This is a genomic window from Phenylobacterium sp., from assembly GCF_025934275.1.
GTDB lineage: Bacteria > Pseudomonadota > Alphaproteobacteria > Caulobacterales > Caulobacteraceae > Phenylobacterium.
On sequence record NZ_JAICYI010000019.1, the window covers coordinates 35,740 to 51,902 of the forward strand.

Consider the following 16,163-nt stretch of genomic DNA (forward strand, 5'->3'; position numbering starts at 1 on the left):
GGAGGCCTCTTTTATAGACGCGGCTCCCGCGTCGGCGGCCCCCGCCTGGGTAGCTCAGTTGGTAGAGCAGCGGACTGAAAATCCGCGTGTCGGTGGTTCGAATCCGCCCCCAGGCACCATCTCCCGAGCCCGGAAAAAGGCCCTGCGAGCTGCGCCGTAACTATTGACGCTCGGACGCGCCGCTCAGGGCGGGTGTATGCGGCGAGGAGGCTGCCGGCCACCCGCCCGCGGCTTCAGCACGTCAGCAAGGACCGCCTGGCCACCCCTTCATAGGGCGGCCCGATATCGAATCCCAGGTTCCGCGAAATGCTGCGCCGCAGCATCGTCAATACTCGCAACGGTGGAAAAATGGCGCCGCGCCCTGGGCTTTCGATGCTGCGTTGCAACAATGGCGGGCCATCCAAGTGTTTTGCTCTGGATGAAGCGTGTTGTGCCCCCTTGACGCCTTAGTAAGGGGTTGCCAAAGGACCCGGGCCGCACGTCTAACAATGCGGTAAGACTTCAAATTCCCATTCGGGAAGGCGAAGTCGCCCGCACCTTCGAAACGCCAACCTTCCATCTCGTTGGGAGTACGCGTTACGGGTCGGGCGCAGCGACAGCGGTTCTGCTGTTCGGGCTCGGAGGAAATCGGGTCCGGCCGGCAGGCATGTTTCAACTAGGGTGGAGACGCTCTCGCGCGACGACCCTCCGGCCAATCGTGCTAGACCAACCAGGAACTGGCGACAGATGCTCGACAACAAACTCAAGACTCCCTTCATCGCTCTCATCGGCGCGATCGCGCTGGCGGTGAGCGCGCCGGCGTTCGCCCAGAACGCCCCACCGGCCGCTCCCGCGGCCGCCAACTCGACCGCTGCAGCGCCCGCCGGAGCCCCGGCTGACGCCAACGCAACCGCGCCCGCCCCAGGCGGGACGGCGCCCGACGCCGGGCTGCCGCCGCAGATGAAGCACGGCGGCAAGATCAACGTCGGCACGATGTTCATCGACGCCACGCTGCTGGTGAAGGTGGTGATGGTGGGCCTTGCGCTCGCCTCGATCGGCTCTTGGACGCTGATGATCACCAAGGCGATCGAATTCCGCTCGCTGAACCGTACGTCGGACAACTTCCTCGAGGCGTTCCGCGGCGCCAAATCGATCCCCGACATGGGCCGCATCGCTCAATCGGAGGAGTTCGAGGGCAACCCGATGGCCGACATGGCCGCCGCGGCCGCCGCGGAAGTCGAGTTGTCTCGTCAGGCCGGATTGAAAGTGGCCGGCGAACACCGCGAAACCACGATCGGCCGTGCCCAGGCCGCCGTGGGCGCGGTTCAGGCGTCCCTGACCCGCAGGCTTTCCAGCGGCATGCAGTTCCTGGCGACGGTCGGCTCCAACGGCCCGTTCATCGGCCTGTTCGGCACCGTCTACGGGATCATGGACTCGTTCATCGGCATCGCGAACACCAACACGACCAACCTGGCCGTCGTGGCGCCCGGCATCGCCGAGGCCCTGCTGGCCACCGGCCTCGGCCTCTTCGCCGCCGTGCCGTCGGTTATCTTCTACAACATCTTCCAGACCCGGATCTCCGCCTACGGCGCGCGGACGGAAGGTTTTGTGGCTGAGCTGATGAACGCCATCTCGCGGCAGCTCGACAGAGGAGCCTAGGCCAGATGGCAGCCAAACTCTCAGGCTCTGGGGGTGGGCGTTACCAGGAGGACATGAACAGCGACATCAACGTCACGCCATTCGTGGACGTGATGCTGGTCCTGCTGATCATCTTCATGGTGGCTGCGCCGCTGGCGGCCGTGACGGTGAAGGTGGATCTTCCGCCGGCCGTCGCCAAGCCGTCCACCAATCCTCCGAAGCCGGTCTACATTTCCATCCAGGCCAATGGGCGGCTGTTCATCATGGACAAGCCCACCGACCTGGCGTCACTCGGGGACGACCTGCGTGCGCACCTTGGAGACCGGCGCAATCCCACGAAGGAGCGGATCTTCATCCGCGCCGACAAGGATGTGCTCTACGGTGACTTCATGGGTGTCATGAACATGCTGCAGGACAATCAGTTCTACAGCGTGGCGCTCGTCGGCGAAGACAAGCGCAAGTAGGCGACGACGCATGACTGATACACCCCGCGACATCGCCCATCCCGGGCACAACCCGTTCGACGCCCCGCGGCCGAAGCGCAGCAAGGGGCTGATGATCGCCCTGGTCGTCGCCGTCGTGGTCCATGGGGCCCTGGCGATCTACCTGTGGAAGAGCAAGTTCCAACCCAACTTCAAGGACTACTCGGAAGACGTCACGGACGTGTCGATTGTGAAGCCGGCGCCGCCGCCTCCGCCGCCGCCTCCGCCGCCGCCGCCGCCGAACACGCCGCCGCCGCCGCCGCCGAAGATTCAGCCGCGTCCGCCGGTCGCCGTGCCGAACACGCCAACCATCCCGCCGCTGCCGGTGCCCCCGGTCGAGCACCACATCGAGGAGCCCAAGCCGCCGGCCCCGCCGCCGCCTGAGCCGCCGCGTCCGTCGGTGATCACGCAACCGGACTGGCTGCGGAAGCCTTCTGGCGAGGACATGGCCAGGTATTATCCGGAGCGCGCCCAGCGGCTGAGCATCGAGGGCCGCGCGTCTTTGAGCTGCAGCGTCACGGCGCAAGGCACGCTCACCGGCTGCTCCGTCAGCAACGAGGAACCCTCCGATGCGGGCTTCGGCGACGCCGCCATGCGGATGAGCCGGCTGTTCAAAATGAGGCCGATGACCAGGGATGGTCAGCCCGTCTCGGGCGGCTCGATCACCATCCCGATCATCTTCCGTCTTCCGAAGGGCTGACGCCTGTCGACGGATCAAAGTGCGCCCCGGAGGTTCGCCTCCGGGGCTTTTTTTGTGCCTGCAGGGGTCGCGGCGGCGCGCTTGATCGCACGGCGGCCCGCGACTAGAACCGGGCGCTCGCGAGTGCGCCGCCTTAGCTCAGTTGGTTAGAGCGCCAGATTGTGGCTCTGGAGGTCCCCCGTTCGATCCGGGGAGGCGGTACCATCGCAAGGCGCGGCTCAGGCGAGTTCGGCCTCGATCCTCTCCAGGACGGCGTTCCAGTCGCCCTCAGTCTGCCGCCACAACCGAGCGCTCGGATACCAGGGCGTGTCGCGACGCCCTTGGAGCCAGCGCCAGTCGACACCGTAGCCCGGCAGCAGAATCCAGACCGGCTTTCCCATCGCTCCGGCCAGGTGCGCCACTGCTGTGTCGACTGAGATCACCAGGTCCAACCCGGCGACGATCTCGGCGGTGTCCAGGAAGTCCCTGGCGCCGGTCGCTTCGGGCGAGAGATCCAGGACATCGCGGCGAGCCAGCAACCGCGCTGTCTGCGCAGGTGGCAGCGAACGGCGGGCGTCGTTCCAGTGCCGCGGGTTGCCGTGGGTCACGACGCCGATTTTCCGTCCAAGCGGGCGGGCCGAGGCATTCAGGTAGGCGGCGTACGGCAGGCCCGCGAGGCCCACGCCGAGGCGCGCCGGCAATGAGGAGGTGAGCGTCCAGCAGTCCGGATCCGGCAGCTCCACCCGCCCGGCCATGGCCGCGACGTCGACGCCGAGCGAGCGGGCGAACAGCCGCGCCAGGCTTGGCAGGCAGAGCAGCGTCACCGCCGCGCCCTGCGCCTGGACAATGGGCGCGAACCGGGCGTACATGATCTGATCGCCCGCCCCCTGCTCCCCGATGATCAACAGGCGCTTGCCGGCGAGCGGCTCGCCCCGCCACTCCGGCTCAGCGAGCGGTGGCCGCGGCGAGCCGAGTTCCGGCGCGTCCAGGCGCGCCTCCATGAGCGGCCAGGCGTCCTCGTAGCGACCCTGGCCCAGCAGCGCCTCGCCGAGCAGAACCTGGATGCGGGGATTGGCCGGATCGAGCCGAAGCGCCTCACGCAGCATCGCCTCGGCCTCGGTGAGCCGCCCCTGGCGTATTCGCTCGGCGGCGGAGGCGCGTAGGTCGTCGCCCGGGGCCGCGCCGCTCACATCAGGCCGCGGCAGCTGCGGGCTCCGCGCCGCTCTTCACGAACGGCTGCGGCCGCCAGCGAACCAGCGAACGCCAGGCCCACTCGAACGGGCCATAGTGGAAGCGGGCCAGCCAGGGCAGGCTCCAGACCACGATGAATCCCCAGACACCGGCGACCACATACAGCAGCTCGAACCGGCTCAGCTTCCCGTACAGGCCAAAGCCGAAGCCGCAGAACACCACGGTCGTGATGATCGAGGTCATCAGGTAGTTCGAGAACGCCATGCGCCCAGCCGCTGCCAGACGGTTGACCATGGCCTGGGCCGCGCCCGCGCGGACGATCAGCAGAAGCACGCTGGCGTGGGCGAGGCCGATCAGCGGACGCCCGATCTGCTGCCAGACCTCCCAGCGATGCAGGGCGAGCGGCTCGAACCCGGCCTTCCAGATCATCCACGCCATCCAGGCCATCGCGGGGGCCGCCAGCAGGTAGCCGACGGCGATCATCATGCCATAGGCCCGGTTCGACCACCGGAGCGTGAAGAACCCGGTCCTGAACAGCGCCATGCCGATGAACATCTGGCCGATCGCCTCGGGGATCTCGTCGGTCGGCATCAGCCCGAGCTGCATGATCAGCGACATCTGCGTCCGGGCGCGCAGCGCGTCCAGGAAGCCGCCGCCGAACTGGCTTATCTGCTGCAGGCCGAGCGACCTGGGCGGAGCGACGGTGAGCGAGGCCTCCTGCCAGGTCTTGATCACCGCCGCCGTGGCCCCGGGCGCCGTCGCCGCAGCGTGCAGCGCCTCCAGTTGCGCCGCACCATAGAGATTGTAGGCGAGATAACCCGCCAGGATGACGATACCCACCCCGAACTGCACCCGGACGTCGATCTTGCGGAACGGGAAGATGAACAGCCCGGCGATCGCGTAACAGGTGAGGATGTCGCCCCACCACAGAAAGTAGGCGTGCAGCATGCCGAAGACGAACAGCCAGGCCATGCGGCGGTAGTGGGTCTGGATCGGACCGAACTGCGCGCCCTCGGCGCGCTCGGCGATCAGCACGGTCGAGGCGCCGAACAGCATGGTGAACAGCGCCCGCATCTTGCCGTCGGTCAGGACGTTGTTGACCGCCCACGTCCAGATATCCGCCGGGCCGGACAGGCCGGCATAGGTGGGATCGATGTAAGCGAACGCCGGGAGTCCCATCCCCACGATGTTCATCAGCAGGATGCCCAGCACCGCGAACCCGCGCACCGCGTCAATCGACAGATAGCGTTCCTCAGCCGAGGTGGCGGCCGTCATGGTCGAGCCCTCCCGTTCTCATCCCGCCGCCGACGATGGTCTGACCTGGCCCGGTGTCAATCGCCGGCTGGTCCGAACAGTGGTCTACGATGTCGTTCGGCCGCTCCGCGGGCCCGCGTCAAATCAGCGCCTTGCGCCCTCGTCTCTGCCGCAGCTTCATATCTGTTAGAAAAATCTTCCTCGCGTTCAGCATTCCGCCCATCGACAAGGGCTGATCTTGCCGGGTAAATGCCCGCTCGCGCGCTGCGGCCTCCGCTCGGGCTTCCGAGGCCGTCTGTTCGCGCGCCTGGAGTGGTAAGAGGAAGCGATGGGGTTCCCCGTCAGGCAAGGACTGTACGATCCGGCGAACGAGCATGACTCGTGCGGCGTGGGCTTTGTGGCCAACATCAAGGGACGCAAGTCCCATGAGGTGATCGAAGCCGGCCTGCAGATCCTCGTCAATCTCGATCATCGCGGCGCGGTCGGGGCCGACCCGCTGGTCGGCGACGGCGCGGGCTGCCTGATCCAGATTCCCGACAGGCTGTTCCGCGACTGGGCCGACAAGGCCGATATCGCGCTCCCGCCGCTCGGGGAGTACGCGGTCGCCATGTGCTTCCTGCCGCAGGACGCTGATGCGCGGCAGGTGGCGGTCAGCCAGTTCGAGCACTTCCTCAACGTCGAGAAGCAGCCCCTCATCGGCTGGCGCGACGTGCCGGTCGACACCACGGGACTGGGCGAGGCGGTGCTGGCCCAGATGCCGGTGATCCGGCAGGCGTTCATCGGCCGCGGCCCCAACGTCCGTGACCAGGACGCCCACGAGCGCAAGCTGCTCGCGGTCCGCAAGCAAACCCAGAACCCGCTGCGGGAACTCGCGGCCAAGCACAACCTGCCCGGCGTCGCACAGCTCTACATGCCGTCGCTGTCGACGCGAACGGTGGTCTACAAGGGCCTGCTGCTCGCCCATCAAGTGGGCTCGTTCTACTGCGACCTGCGCAACGAGAAGGCCGAGTCCGCTCTCGCGCTCGTGCATCAGCGGTTCTCGACCAACACCTTCCCGTCGTGGAAGCTTGCCCACCCCTACCGGTTCATCGCCCACAACGGCGAGATCAACACCAAGCGGGGCAACGTGAACTGGATGAACGCCCGCCGGCGCTCCATGGAGAGCGAGCTGCTGGGCGCCGACTTGAACAAAATGTGGCCGCTGATCCCGCACGGCCAATCGGACACCGCCGACCTCGACAACGCCCTCGAGCTGCTGCTCGCCGGGGGCTATCCGCTGGCGCATGCGATGATGATGCTCATCCCGGAGGCCTGGACCGGCAATCCGCTGATGGGCCCCGAGCGGAAAGCGTTCTACGAGTATCACGCCGCCTTGATGGAGCCTTGGGATGGGCCCGCGGCGGTGGCCTTCACCGATGGCCGTCAGATCGGCGCGACCCTCGACCGCAACGGCCTCAGGCCCGCGCGCTTCGTCATCACGGACCAGGACCATGTGATCATGGCCTCCGAAGTCGGCGTGCTCGACATCCCCGAAGAGCGGATCGTCCGCAAGTGGCGTCTCCAGCCCGGCAAGATGCTGCTCATCGACCTCGAGGAAGGCCGCATCGTCGAGGACGAGGAGATCAAGCGCACGCTCGCCGAAGCCGAGCCCTATCAGGAGTGGCTGGCGGAGACCCAGTTCAAGCTCGAGGAGCTGTCGCTCAAGGCCGAGCCCGAGGGCCCGCCGCCGAACGATCCCGACGCGCTCCTCGATCGCCAGCAGGCCTTCGGCTACACTCAGGAGGACCTTGCCTTCTTCCTGGAGCCCATGGCCCAGGCCGGCGACGATCCTGTGGGCTCGATGGGCACGGACACGCCGCTCGCCGTGCTCTCGGCCCGGCCCAAGCTGCTCTACGAGTACTTCAAGCAGAACTTCGCCCAGGTCACCAATCCACCCATCGACCCGATCCGCGAAGAGCTGGTGATGAGCCTGGTCTCGATGATCGGGCCGCGGCCGAACCTGCTCGGGCGCAACGCTGGCAGCCACAAGCGCCTGGAGGTCGCCCAGCCGATCCTCACCGACGCGGACCTAGCGAAGATTCGCGCAATCAACGAGCTCCTCGACGGGGCCTTCCGGACCGCCACCCTGGATGCAACCTGGCCGGCGGAGGACGGGCCCGAGGGCCTGGAGCGGGCGCTCGACAGCCTGTGCCGCGACGCCACGGACGCCGTGCTCGCCGATATGAACATCCTGATCCTGTCGGATCGGGCGACCTCGGCCGAGCGCATTCCGATCCCGGCCGCGCTCGCGACAGCGGCGGTGCACCATCACCTGATCCGCCAGGGCTTGCGGATGCAGACCGGCCTGGTGATCGAGACCGGCGAGGCCCGCGAAGTGCACCACTTCTGCGTGCTGGCCGGCTACGGGGCGGAAGCCGTCAACCCCTATCTCGCCTTCCGGACGCTGGAGCAGCTCCGCGTCCAGAACGGCTTCTCGCAATCGGCCTACGAGGTCCGCAAGAACTACATCAAGGCGATCGGCAAGGGCGTGCTCAAGGTGATGTCCAAGATGGGCATCTCCACCTACCAGTCCTATTGCGGCGCCCAGATCTTCGATGCTGTGGGGCTGTCCTCGGAGCTGATCGAGAAGTACTTCACCGGCACGGCAAGCACGATCGAGGGCGTCGGCCTGGGCGAAATCGCCGAGGAATGCGTGCGGCGCCACCGCGACGCCTACGGCGACAATCCGATCTACAAGACCATGCTCGACGTGGGCGGCCAGTACGGTTGGCGCCTGCGCGGCGAGGCGCATGCCTGGACGCCCGAAAGCGTCTCGCGTCTGCAGCACGCGGTGCGGGGCAATCTGCCGGAGGAATTCCGGCAATTCGCGCGTTCGATCAACGAGCAGTCGGAGCGGCTCCTCACCATTCGCGGCCTGATGCAGCTCCGGCCCGCCGAGCAGCCGGTCCCGCTCGACGAAGTCGAGCCCGCCGCGGAGATCGTGAAGCGCTTCTCCACCGGCGCGATGAGCTTCGGCTCGATCAGCCGGGAGGCGCACACGACGTTGGCGATCGCCATGAACCGCATCGGCGGCCGCTCGAACACCGGCGAAGGCGGCGAGGAAAGCGATCGGTTCAAGCCGCTGGCCAACGGCGATTCCATGCGCTCGGCGATCAAGCAGGTCGCCTCCGGCCGCGTCGGCGTCACGGCCGAGGACGTGGTCAACGCCGACGACATCCAGATCAAGATGGCTCAGGGCGCCAAGCCCGGCGAGGGCGGTCAGCTGCCCGGCTACAAGGTCGACAAGAACATCGCCCGCGTGCGTCATTCCACGCCGGGCGTCGGCCTGATTTCGCCGCCGCCGCACCACGATATCTACTCGATCGAGGACCTGGCGCAGCTCATCCACGACCTGAAGAACGTCAACCCCCGCGCCCGCATCTCGGTGAAGCTCGTCTCGGAGGTGGGCGTCGGCACGGTGGCCGCCGGCGTCGCCAAGGCGCGCGCCGACCATGTGACGATCTCCGGCTTCGAGGGCGGCACCGGCGCCTCGCCGCTGACCTCGCTCACCCACGCCGGCTCGCCCTGGGAGATCGGCCTCGCCGAGACCCAGCAGACCCTGCTGCTCAACGGGCTCCGCACGCGCATCGCCGTGCAGGTGGACGGCGGCCTGCGGACCGGCCGGGACGTGGCGATCGGTGCGCTGCTTGGGGCCGACGAGTTCGGCTTCGCGACCGCGCCCTTGATCGCGGCCGGCTGCATCATGATGCGCAAGTGCCACCTCAACACCTGCCCGGTCGGCGTGGCGACGCAGGATCCGGTGCTGCGCGCGCGCTTCACCGGTCAGCCCGAGCACGTCATCAACTACTTCTTCTTCGTGGCCGAAGAGCTGCGGGAAATCATGGCCGCGATGGGCTTCCGCACGCTCAATGAGATGATCGGTCGCGTCGACCGGCTCGATGTGCGTCCGGCTGTCGACCACTGGAAGGCGCACGGCGTCGATCTTTCCAGGCTGCTCTACGCGGCGCCGGCTGGGGCCCCGAGGGGCCTCTGGAACATGGATCGGCAGGACCATGGGCTCGACCGGGCGCTGGACCACGCCCTGATCGCCGCCGCCCAGCCGGCCCTCAAGGACAAGAAGCCCGTCCGTGGCGAGTTCGCCGTGCGCAACATCAACCGCACCATCGGAGCCATGCTGTCGGGCGAGGTCGCGAGGGCCTATGGCCACGCCGGCCTGCCGGAGGGCGCGATCGCCTTCAGCTTCCGCGGCACGGCCGGCCAGAGCTTCGGCGCCTTCGTGGCGCGCGGGGTCTCGCTGGAGCTGATCGGCGACGCCAACGACTACGTCGGCAAGGGGCTTTCCGGCGGCCGCATCGTGGTGCGCCAGCCTCCCGAGGCGCGGCGCGACCCGACCCGGAACATCGTGGTCGGCAATACCGTGCTCTATGGCGCGATCGCCGGCGAAGCCTACTTCGAAGGCGTCGCGGGTGAGCGGTTCGCCGTGCGCAACTCCGGCGCGGTGGCCGTCGTCGAGGGCGTTGGCGACCACGGCTGCGAGTACATGACTGGCGGCGTGGTGGTGGTGCTGGGCGACACCGGGCGCAACTTCGCGGCCGGCATGTCCGGCGGGGTGGCCTACGTCTACGACCCGCGGAACCGGTTCCGCGAGCTTTGCAACACCGCGATGGTGTCGTTGGAGTCCGTGCAGCCGGCTCAGTCCGGTCCGTACAACAGCGCGGACGAGCCGTTCCGGCCCAGCCGTCGCTCGCCGTCTGTCGAGAACAGCGGCATGGGCGACATGCTGCGGTTCGATGCGGAGCGTCTGCGCATCCTTGTCGAACGGCACCATCTGCACACCGGCAGCGCGCGCGCCGCCGAGATCCTGGAGAACTGGGATCAGGCGCTGGGTTCGTTCGTCAAGGTGACGCCCCACGACTATCGCCGAGCGCTGCTCGAGTTCGCAGCCGAGCGCGATACGGCCCAGGCCGTCGCCGCCGAGTAATCCGTTATCTGTCTGGAGACCTGACCCGATGGGCAAGCCCACCGGCTTCTTGGAGATCGAGCGGCGCGATCGCGGTTATGACAAGCCGTCCGCGCGCCTGAAGACCTGGAAGGAATTCGTTCACCCGCTGTCCGCGCCTGAGCTGCGCCAGCAGGCGGCACGCTGCATGAGCTGCGGCGTCCCGTTCTGTCACCAGGGCTGCCCGGTCAACAATCAGATCCCGGATTTCAACGAGCTGATCTACCGCGACCAATGGCAGGCGGCGCTCGAGAACCTGCAGTCCACCAACAACTTTCCGGAGTTCACCGGCCGCATCTGCCCGGCGCCCTGCGAGGCCTCCTGCACCCTCAACATCGACGACAACCCGGTCACCATCAAGACGATCGAGTGCCAGATCGTGGACCGCGGATGGGAGGAAGGCTGGATCACGCCCCAGCCCTCGCCGCGCGGCACCGGCAAGCGCGTGGCGGTGGTGGGCTCCGGGCCGGCCGGCCTCGCCTGCGCCCAGCAGCTGGCGCGCGCCGGCCATGCGCCGACCGTGTTCGAAAAGTCCGATCGCATCGGCGGTCTGCTTCGCTATGGCATCCCCGACTTCAAGATGGAGAAGCACCTGATCGATCGGCGCATCCGCCAGATGGAGGCCGAGGGGGTGATCTTCCGGGCCAACTTCGAAGTGGGTGCGAACGTCACCGTCCAGCGGCTGCTGGATGACTACGACGTGCTGGTGATGGCGGGCGGCGCGGAAGCCCCGCGCGACCTGGAGGCGCCGGGCCGGGAGCTCGCGGGCATCCATTTCGCCATGGACTTTCTGGCCCAGCAGAACAAGCGCAACGCCGGCGATCCCGAGGATGTCGCTGCGTCGGGCGGCACGATCTCCGCGAAAGACAAGCATGTCGTGGTGATCGGCGGCGGCGACACGGGCTCGGACTGCATCGGCACGTCCAACCGCCAGGGCGCCGCCTCGGTCGTGCAGCTGGAGATCATGCCGCAGCCGCCCGAGCACGAGAACAAGGCGCTCACCTGGCCGGACTGGCCGCTGAAGCTGCGCACCTCGTCCAGCCAGGAGGAAGGCTGCGAGCGCGACTTCGCCGTCGCCACCCGGCGCGCGATCGGCAAGGACGGCCGCGTCACGGCGCTGGAGTGCGTGCGCCTCGAATGGGTTCCGGGCCCGGACGGCCGCATGCAGACGCGCGAGGTCCAAGGCTCGGAGTTCGAGCTGAAGGCCGACCTCGTGCTGCTCGCCATGGGCTTCCTCGGGCCGCGCAAGACCGGTCTCGTCGAACAGTCGGAGGCGGCGCTCGATCCGCGCGGCAATGTCGCCGCCAATGTGGCCGACTACCGCACGAGCGCGCCCAATATCTTCGCCTGCGGCGACATGCGCCGCGGCCAGTCGCTGGTGGTCTGGGCGATCCGCGAAGGCCGCCAGTGCGCCCGTGCGGTGGACGAGTACCTGATGGGCTCGACCAAGCTGCCGCGCTAACGCACCCGCGAGGCGTAACGCGCCACCTGGGCCTGATCGCCCGCCAGCCTCCAGAGGCCCTGCCTGGAAGGCCGGATAGGCGACATGGAAGAAGGCGGCGGCGCCTGCTGGCCATATGTGGCGCAGACTTCAGTCCGCGATCGCCCGGGCCTCCGCCTCCACCTGATCGAGCCGGTCCTTGCCGAAAAACATCTCCCCGCCGACGAAGAAGGTCGGGATGCCGAAGACGCCGCGGGCCACCGCGGCCTCGGTGTTGGCGATCAGCTCGGCCTTGACGTCGGGGTCCTGGGTGGCGGCGAGGATGGCCGGCGCGTCGAGGCCGGCGGACGAGAGAACGCCGGCCACCACCTCGGGATCGTCCATCTTCTGGCCGTCCTCCCACATGGCCGCCTCGACGGCCGCGAGATAGCGCTCGCCCACGCCCATGCCGCGCGCGGCGATCAGGCCGCGCATGATGAGCAGGGTGTTGACCGGGAAGTGCGGATTGGACCGGAAGCGGTCGAGGCCGTGCTTGGCCGCGAAGCGGCGGGTCTCCAGCGCCTCGTAGGCGAGCTTTCCCTTGATCCCCGCGTACGCCTCGCCGGGCGACCGGTTCCCCGTCGCTTTGAAGATGCCGCCCAGCAGGCAGGGGACCAGATCGATCGCCGCGCCCGTGCGCGCCGCGATGCCCGGCAGCACCTTCCAGGCCAGGTAGGCGTTAGGGCTGCCGAAGTCGAAAATGAACTCGATGGTGGCGGGCTTGGCCATGGGCGACTCACCAACTCTCGCGCCAGGGCCGAAGATCGAGCTCGTGGGTCCAGGCCGAGCGCGGCTGACGGGCAAGTGCGACGTAGGCCTTGGCGATGTCGTCGGGCTTCAGGATCGCATCCTCTTGCAAGAGCGCATCGACGTCGTCGCGGTTCGAGCGGATGAAGACGCCCTCGATGGCGCCATCGATCACCACGTGGGCGACGTGGATCCCCTGCGGGCCGAGCTCGCGCGCCATGCTCTGCGCGACCGCTCGAAGCCCGTGCTTGGCGGCGGCGAAGGCGGCGAAGCCCTCCCGGCCGCGGACGCTGGCGGTCGCGCCGGTGAACAGGATCGTCCCACGGCCGCGGGGAACCATGGCCCTGGCCGCCTCGCGGCCGGCCAGGAAGCCCCCGAAGCAGGCCATCTCCCAGACCTTGGTGAAGACCCGCGCCGTGGTCTCGCGGATGCCAAAGCGGACGTTCGCCCCGATGTTGTAGATCACCACGTCGAGGGGGCCGACCTCGCGCTCGATGCGGCCGAACAGCTCGACCGTCTCCTCCTCCGAACGGGCGTCGACGCCGAAGGCATGGGCCCGCCCGCCGGCGGCGCGCAGGCTCTCGGCGAACGCCTCCAGCTCTTCCAGGTGGCGCGCCCGGCGGGTCATGCAGACCACATAGCCCTCAGCCGAGAAGGCGCGCGCCAGGGCCGAGCCCAGGCCGTCGCCGACACCCACGATCAGGCAAACACCAAACGCCTCAGCCATCACCGCCTCCGTCCAAGCCACGCTTTACACTGTAAGTGGGTATGGCGACGCCAAGATTGAAGCGGTCGGAACCTTCGCCGGATGCCGGCGTTCGAACCGATCGGGGTCATTCGATCTTGGGGGAGGCCGTGTCCGAAGTCCTTGTTCTGCACGAGGCGCCGCAGCCGCCTCTGCTCCGGTCGCTGCTCGATCTCGACCAGGCCCTGCTCGACGCCCTGCCGATGGGCGTCTGCGTCTGCGACGCCGCGGGACTGATCATCCGCGCGAACCGCAAGGCGGCCGAGCTGTGGGGCCGCGCCCCGCGGCTGTTCGATCCGACGCAGCGCTACTGCGGCGCCCATCGCATCGAGAAGCTCTCCGGCGAATCAATCGAGCGCGAGACCATGCCGATCGCCCGCTCGCTGAGGACCGGCGAGAGCTTCCAGGGGTTGGAGGCCTGGGTCGAGAACCCGGACGGGCGGCGTTGGGTCTCGCGGGCCTGGATCGAACCGCTGCTCGGCGACAGCGGCGAGATCGTTGGCGCGGTGAACTTCTTCCAGGACGTGACTCGCGTGCACGAGACCCGCGAGATGCTGGCCCGCCAGCAGCGCACCTTCGACTTGGCGATGGTCGCTTCCAAGATGGGCACCTGGCGCTACACCCTGGCCGACAACATCTGCATCTACGACGAGAACGCCCAGCGGCTCTATGGCCTGAAGGAAGCTCGTTTCCTGCACGACGAGGCAGGCGTGAAGGAGAAGTTCCACCCGGACGACATGGAGGTGATGTGGTCGCAGGTCGCCAAGGCGCTCAAGCCTGACGGCGACGGCCGCTACGAGGTCGAGTATCGGGTGAAGCAGGCTGACGGGAGCTGGCGCTGGCTCTCCGCCTGGGGCCTGGTGGAGTTCGAGGGCGAGGGGCCGCACCGTCGCCCGATCGCCATCGCCGGCGCGAGCCGCGACCTCACCGAACGCAAAGGCGCGCAGGACCTGGAGCGGCTGCTGGTCAACGAGCTGAACCACCGGGTGAAGAACACCCTGGCCACGGTGCAGTCGATCACCAGCCAGACGCTGCGCGGCGCCACGGACCTGGACGCGGCGCGCCGAGCGATCGAGGGCCGCATCCAGTCGCTCGCGCGGGCGCACGATCTGCTGACCCGGCAGAACTGGTCGGGCGCAGATCTGGGCGAGGTGGCCGCCCGCGCCACCGCGCCCTTCGCCGGCGGGCGGTTCGAGCTGTCCGGCCCCGCCCTGCAGGTTTCGCCGCGGCACGCGCTCGTGCTCTCCATGGCGCTGCACGAACTCGCCACCAACGCGGCCAAATACGGTGCGCTCAGCGCGCCCGGCGGGCGGGTCGAGGTGACCTGGGCGCTGGACGGCGCAAGCCTCGTGCTGCGCTGGCGCGAGCGCGACGGGCCGCCGGTCGCCCCGCCCAAGCGCCGCGGGTTCGGAACCCGCCTGCTCGAACAGGGCCTGGCGCGCGAACTCGGCGGCGGCGCGGCGCTCACCTATGCGCGCGACGGCGTGGTTTGCGAGATCACGGCGGAGATGTAGCGGTCAGACCTCAATCAGGGCGAACTCGACGCCCAGGTCGCGATTCACGGAGCCGAGGACCGGGAAGATCTCCGGCGGCTCGCCGGCGACCGTGTGCTCGACCGGCGCGCAATGCAGCACCACCACCGTCCGCCCGGTCTTCAGCATGCGCAGCGAGCTCTCGAGCTTCAGGTTCTCGTCGATCGAGGCCTGCACGAAGCTCTTGATCTCCGGCTCGCCAAAGGCCGACAGCATGTGCTTGGGACATCGGGTGCGGACTCTCCAGGCGGCCCCCAGCCGAAACGGCGGCCTGCGGTCGCGGTTCCTCTCGACGCGGGCCGCGCTTGCCGCGCCGTCGCCGCCGCTCGGCGAATTCAAGCTTAGCCTTTGTTTCAATTTGCGTTTTTGCATCGCTTCTGGGAGAACCCGCCGGCGCTCCGAGCGGAGCCCGCGCGCGGGCGTCGCCGAAGGCAATACAAGAAACCTGTGTCCGACGGGAACCGCTGGAGCCCATCGGTCGTTCGATCCGTAGGCGGGGGTGCGCCTTTCGTTCGGCCTGAGGCACTCGATGTGTTCAGGACGCCGAGCGGAATGCATCTCCCCGCGATGCTCTGTTCCTCGGGGGAACCATGCCTGCAGCCGCCAAATCCGCCCAAGCTTCCGCCAAGCGCCGCGCGCCCGCCCGGATGTCCGTCAACTCCGGCGTCGGACCCAATGAGCTGCTGGCGGCGTTGCGCGCCTTCCGGCGCGGCGATTTCTCGGTGCGGCTGCCGAAGGGGCTGACCGGCGTCGACGGCGAGATCGCCGAGGCGTTCAACGACGTGGTCGAGATGAACGACCGCATGACCCGCGAGTTCGAGCGGCTCGGCGATACGGTGGGCCGGCAAGGCAAGATCAACCACCGGGCGCGCCTGCCGGCGGCGCAGGGCTCGTGGGCCGCGAGCGTCGATGCGGTGAACACGCTGATCGCCGACATGGTGCACCCGACAGCGGAAATGGCTCGGGTCATCGGCGCGGTGGCCAAGGGCGACCTCTCGCAGACCATGGATCTGGAGAACGAGGAGCGGCCGCTGCGCGGCGAGTTCCTCCGCCACGGGAAGGTCGTGAACACGATGGTGGGCCAGCTCGGCTCCTTCGCCTCGGAAGTGACCCGGGTGGCGCGCGAAGTCGGCACCGAGGGCAAGCTGGGCGGCCAGGCGCAGGTGAAGGGCGTCGCCGGCACCTGGAAGGACCTCACCGACAACGTGAACTTCATGGCCGCCAACCTGACCGGCCAGGTGCGCAACATCGCCGAGGTGACGACGGCGGTCGCCAACGGCGACCTCTCCAAGAAGATCACCGTCGACGTGAAGGGCGAGATCCTGGAGCTGAAGAACACCATCAACACCATGGTGGATCAGCTCAGCTCCTTCGCCTCCGAGGTGACCCGCGTGGCCCGCGAGGTGGGCACCGAGGGCAAGCTCGGCGGGCAGGCCA

General features: G+C 68.2%; 12 protein-coding genes and 2 tRNA genes. 9 read left to right on the forward strand and 5 right to left on the reverse strand.

All coding sequences use genetic code 11. The annotated features are described in order from the left end of the window. The first annotated feature begins 43 nt into the window (after positions 1-43). The 5 genes from Q0W60_RS07000 (at position 44) to Q0W60_RS07020 (ending at position 3,003) form a co-directional block, all read left to right on the forward strand. Positions 44-119, forward strand: a tRNA-Phe gene (locus Q0W60_RS07000). A 607-nt stretch (positions 120-726) separates the two neighbouring features. Then, positions 727-1,638, forward strand: a complete 912-nt coding sequence (locus Q0W60_RS07005; protein WP_297693955.1) for a MotA/TolQ/ExbB proton channel family protein — start codon at positions 727-729, stop codon at positions 1,636-1,638. 5 nt (positions 1,639-1,643) lie between these two features. After that, positions 1,644-2,081, forward strand: a complete 438-nt coding sequence (locus Q0W60_RS07010) for a biopolymer transporter ExbD (protein ID WP_297693957.1) — start codon at positions 1,644-1,646, stop codon at positions 2,079-2,081. A 10-nt stretch (positions 2,082-2,091) separates the two neighbouring features. Then, positions 2,092-2,799 carry an energy transducer TonB gene (locus Q0W60_RS07015; protein ID WP_297693959.1) on the forward strand — a complete coding sequence of 236 codons (708 nt, stop codon included), beginning with the start codon at positions 2,092-2,094 and terminating at the stop codon, positions 2,797-2,799. A 127-nt stretch (positions 2,800-2,926) separates the two neighbouring features. Beyond that, positions 2,927-3,003: transfer RNA gene (locus tag Q0W60_RS07020), tRNA-His, on the forward strand. A gap of 14 nt (positions 3,004-3,017) precedes the next feature. Here the strand turns inward: Q0W60_RS07020 and Q0W60_RS07025 are convergent. After that, positions 3,018-3,968: a tetratricopeptide repeat protein gene (locus tag Q0W60_RS07025; protein WP_297693961.1), complete on the reverse strand. Its 951-nt coding sequence runs from the start codon at positions 3,966-3,968 to the stop codon at positions 3,018-3,020. Position 3,969: 1 nt separating this feature from the next. Beyond that, a complete protein-coding gene (locus Q0W60_RS07030; protein WP_297693963.1) occupies positions 3,970-5,244 on the reverse strand; it encodes a DUF418 domain-containing protein in 1,275 nt (424 codons plus the stop codon). Between the two features lie 307 nt (positions 5,245-5,551). Here Q0W60_RS07030 and gltB point away from each other — a divergent pair, with 307 nt between their 5' ends. Both gltB and Q0W60_RS07040 read left to right on the forward strand, forming a co-directional pair. Beyond that, positions 5,552-10,204, forward strand: coding sequence for a glutamate synthase large subunit (gene gltB / locus Q0W60_RS07035; protein ID WP_297693965.1), 4,653 nt, complete (start codon positions 5,552-5,554; stop codon positions 10,202-10,204). Positions 10,205-10,232: 28 nt separating this feature from the next. Beyond that, on the forward strand, positions 10,233-11,684 hold the full coding sequence (locus Q0W60_RS07040; protein ID WP_297693967.1) for a glutamate synthase subunit beta: 1,452 nt from the start codon (positions 10,233-10,235) through the stop codon (positions 11,682-11,684). 129 nt (positions 11,685-11,813) lie between these two features. Here the strand turns inward: Q0W60_RS07040 and Q0W60_RS07045 are convergent, their stop codons facing one another. Then, positions 11,814-12,431: a 2-hydroxychromene-2-carboxylate isomerase gene (locus Q0W60_RS07045; RefSeq protein ID WP_297693969.1), complete on the reverse strand. Its 618-nt coding sequence runs from the start codon at positions 12,429-12,431 to the stop codon at positions 11,814-11,816. 7 nt (positions 12,432-12,438) lie between these two features. Further along, entirely contained in the window at positions 12,439-13,176 is a 738-nt protein-coding gene (locus Q0W60_RS07050; RefSeq protein WP_297693971.1) for an SDR family oxidoreductase, read from the reverse strand. A gap of 128 nt (positions 13,177-13,304) precedes the next feature. Between Q0W60_RS07050 and Q0W60_RS07055 the strand changes: the two genes are divergently transcribed. Further along, entirely contained in the window at positions 13,305-14,708 is a 1,404-nt protein-coding gene (locus Q0W60_RS07055; protein ID WP_297693973.1) for an HWE histidine kinase domain-containing protein, read from the forward strand. Positions 14,709-14,711: 3 nt separating this feature from the next. On the opposite strand, the gene Q0W60_RS07060 is transcribed toward Q0W60_RS07055, so the two are convergent. After that, complete coding sequence (locus Q0W60_RS07060; protein WP_297693975.1) at positions 14,712-14,942, reverse strand: hypothetical protein; 231 nt, start codon at positions 14,940-14,942, stop codon at positions 14,712-14,714. Positions 14,943-15,316: 374 nt separating this feature from the next. On the opposite strand from Q0W60_RS07060, the gene Q0W60_RS07065 reads away from it, so the two are divergent. Then, a partial coding sequence (locus tag Q0W60_RS07065; protein WP_297693977.1) for a HAMP domain-containing protein occupies positions 15,317-16,163 on the forward strand: 847 nt, incomplete at its 3' end.

Bases quoted from the DNA above. Each gene is read 5' to 3' on its own strand.
- Q0W60_RS07040 (WP_297693967.1), top strand. From the start codon at position 10,233: ATGGGCAAGCCCACCGGCTTCTTGGAGATCGAGCGGCGCGATCGCGGT.
- Q0W60_RS07045 (WP_297693969.1), bottom strand. From the start codon at position 12,431: ATGGCCAAGCCCGCCACCATCGAGTTCATTTTCGACTTCGGCAGCCCT.
- Q0W60_RS07005 (WP_297693955.1), top strand. From the start codon at position 727: ATGCTCGACAACAAACTCAAGACTCCCTTCATCGCTCTCATCGGCGCG.
- Q0W60_RS07010 (WP_297693957.1), top strand. From the start codon at position 1,644: ATGGCAGCCAAACTCTCAGGCTCTGGGGGTGGGCGTTACCAGGAGGAC.
- Q0W60_RS07015 (WP_297693959.1), top strand. From the start codon at position 2,092: ATGACTGATACACCCCGCGACATCGCCCATCCCGGGCACAACCCGTTC.
- gltB (WP_297693965.1), top strand. From the start codon at position 5,552: ATGGGGTTCCCCGTCAGGCAAGGACTGTACGATCCGGCGAACGAGCAT.
- Q0W60_RS07050 (WP_297693971.1), bottom strand. From the start codon at position 13,176: ATGGCTGAGGCGTTTGGTGTTTGCCTGATCGTGGGTGTCGGCGACGGC.
- Q0W60_RS07060 (WP_297693975.1), bottom strand. From the start codon at position 14,942: ATGCTGTCGGCCTTTGGCGAGCCGGAGATCAAGAGCTTCGTGCAGGCC.
- Q0W60_RS07030 (WP_297693963.1), bottom strand. From the start codon at position 5,244: ATGACGGCCGCCACCTCGGCTGAGGAACGCTATCTGTCGATTGACGCG.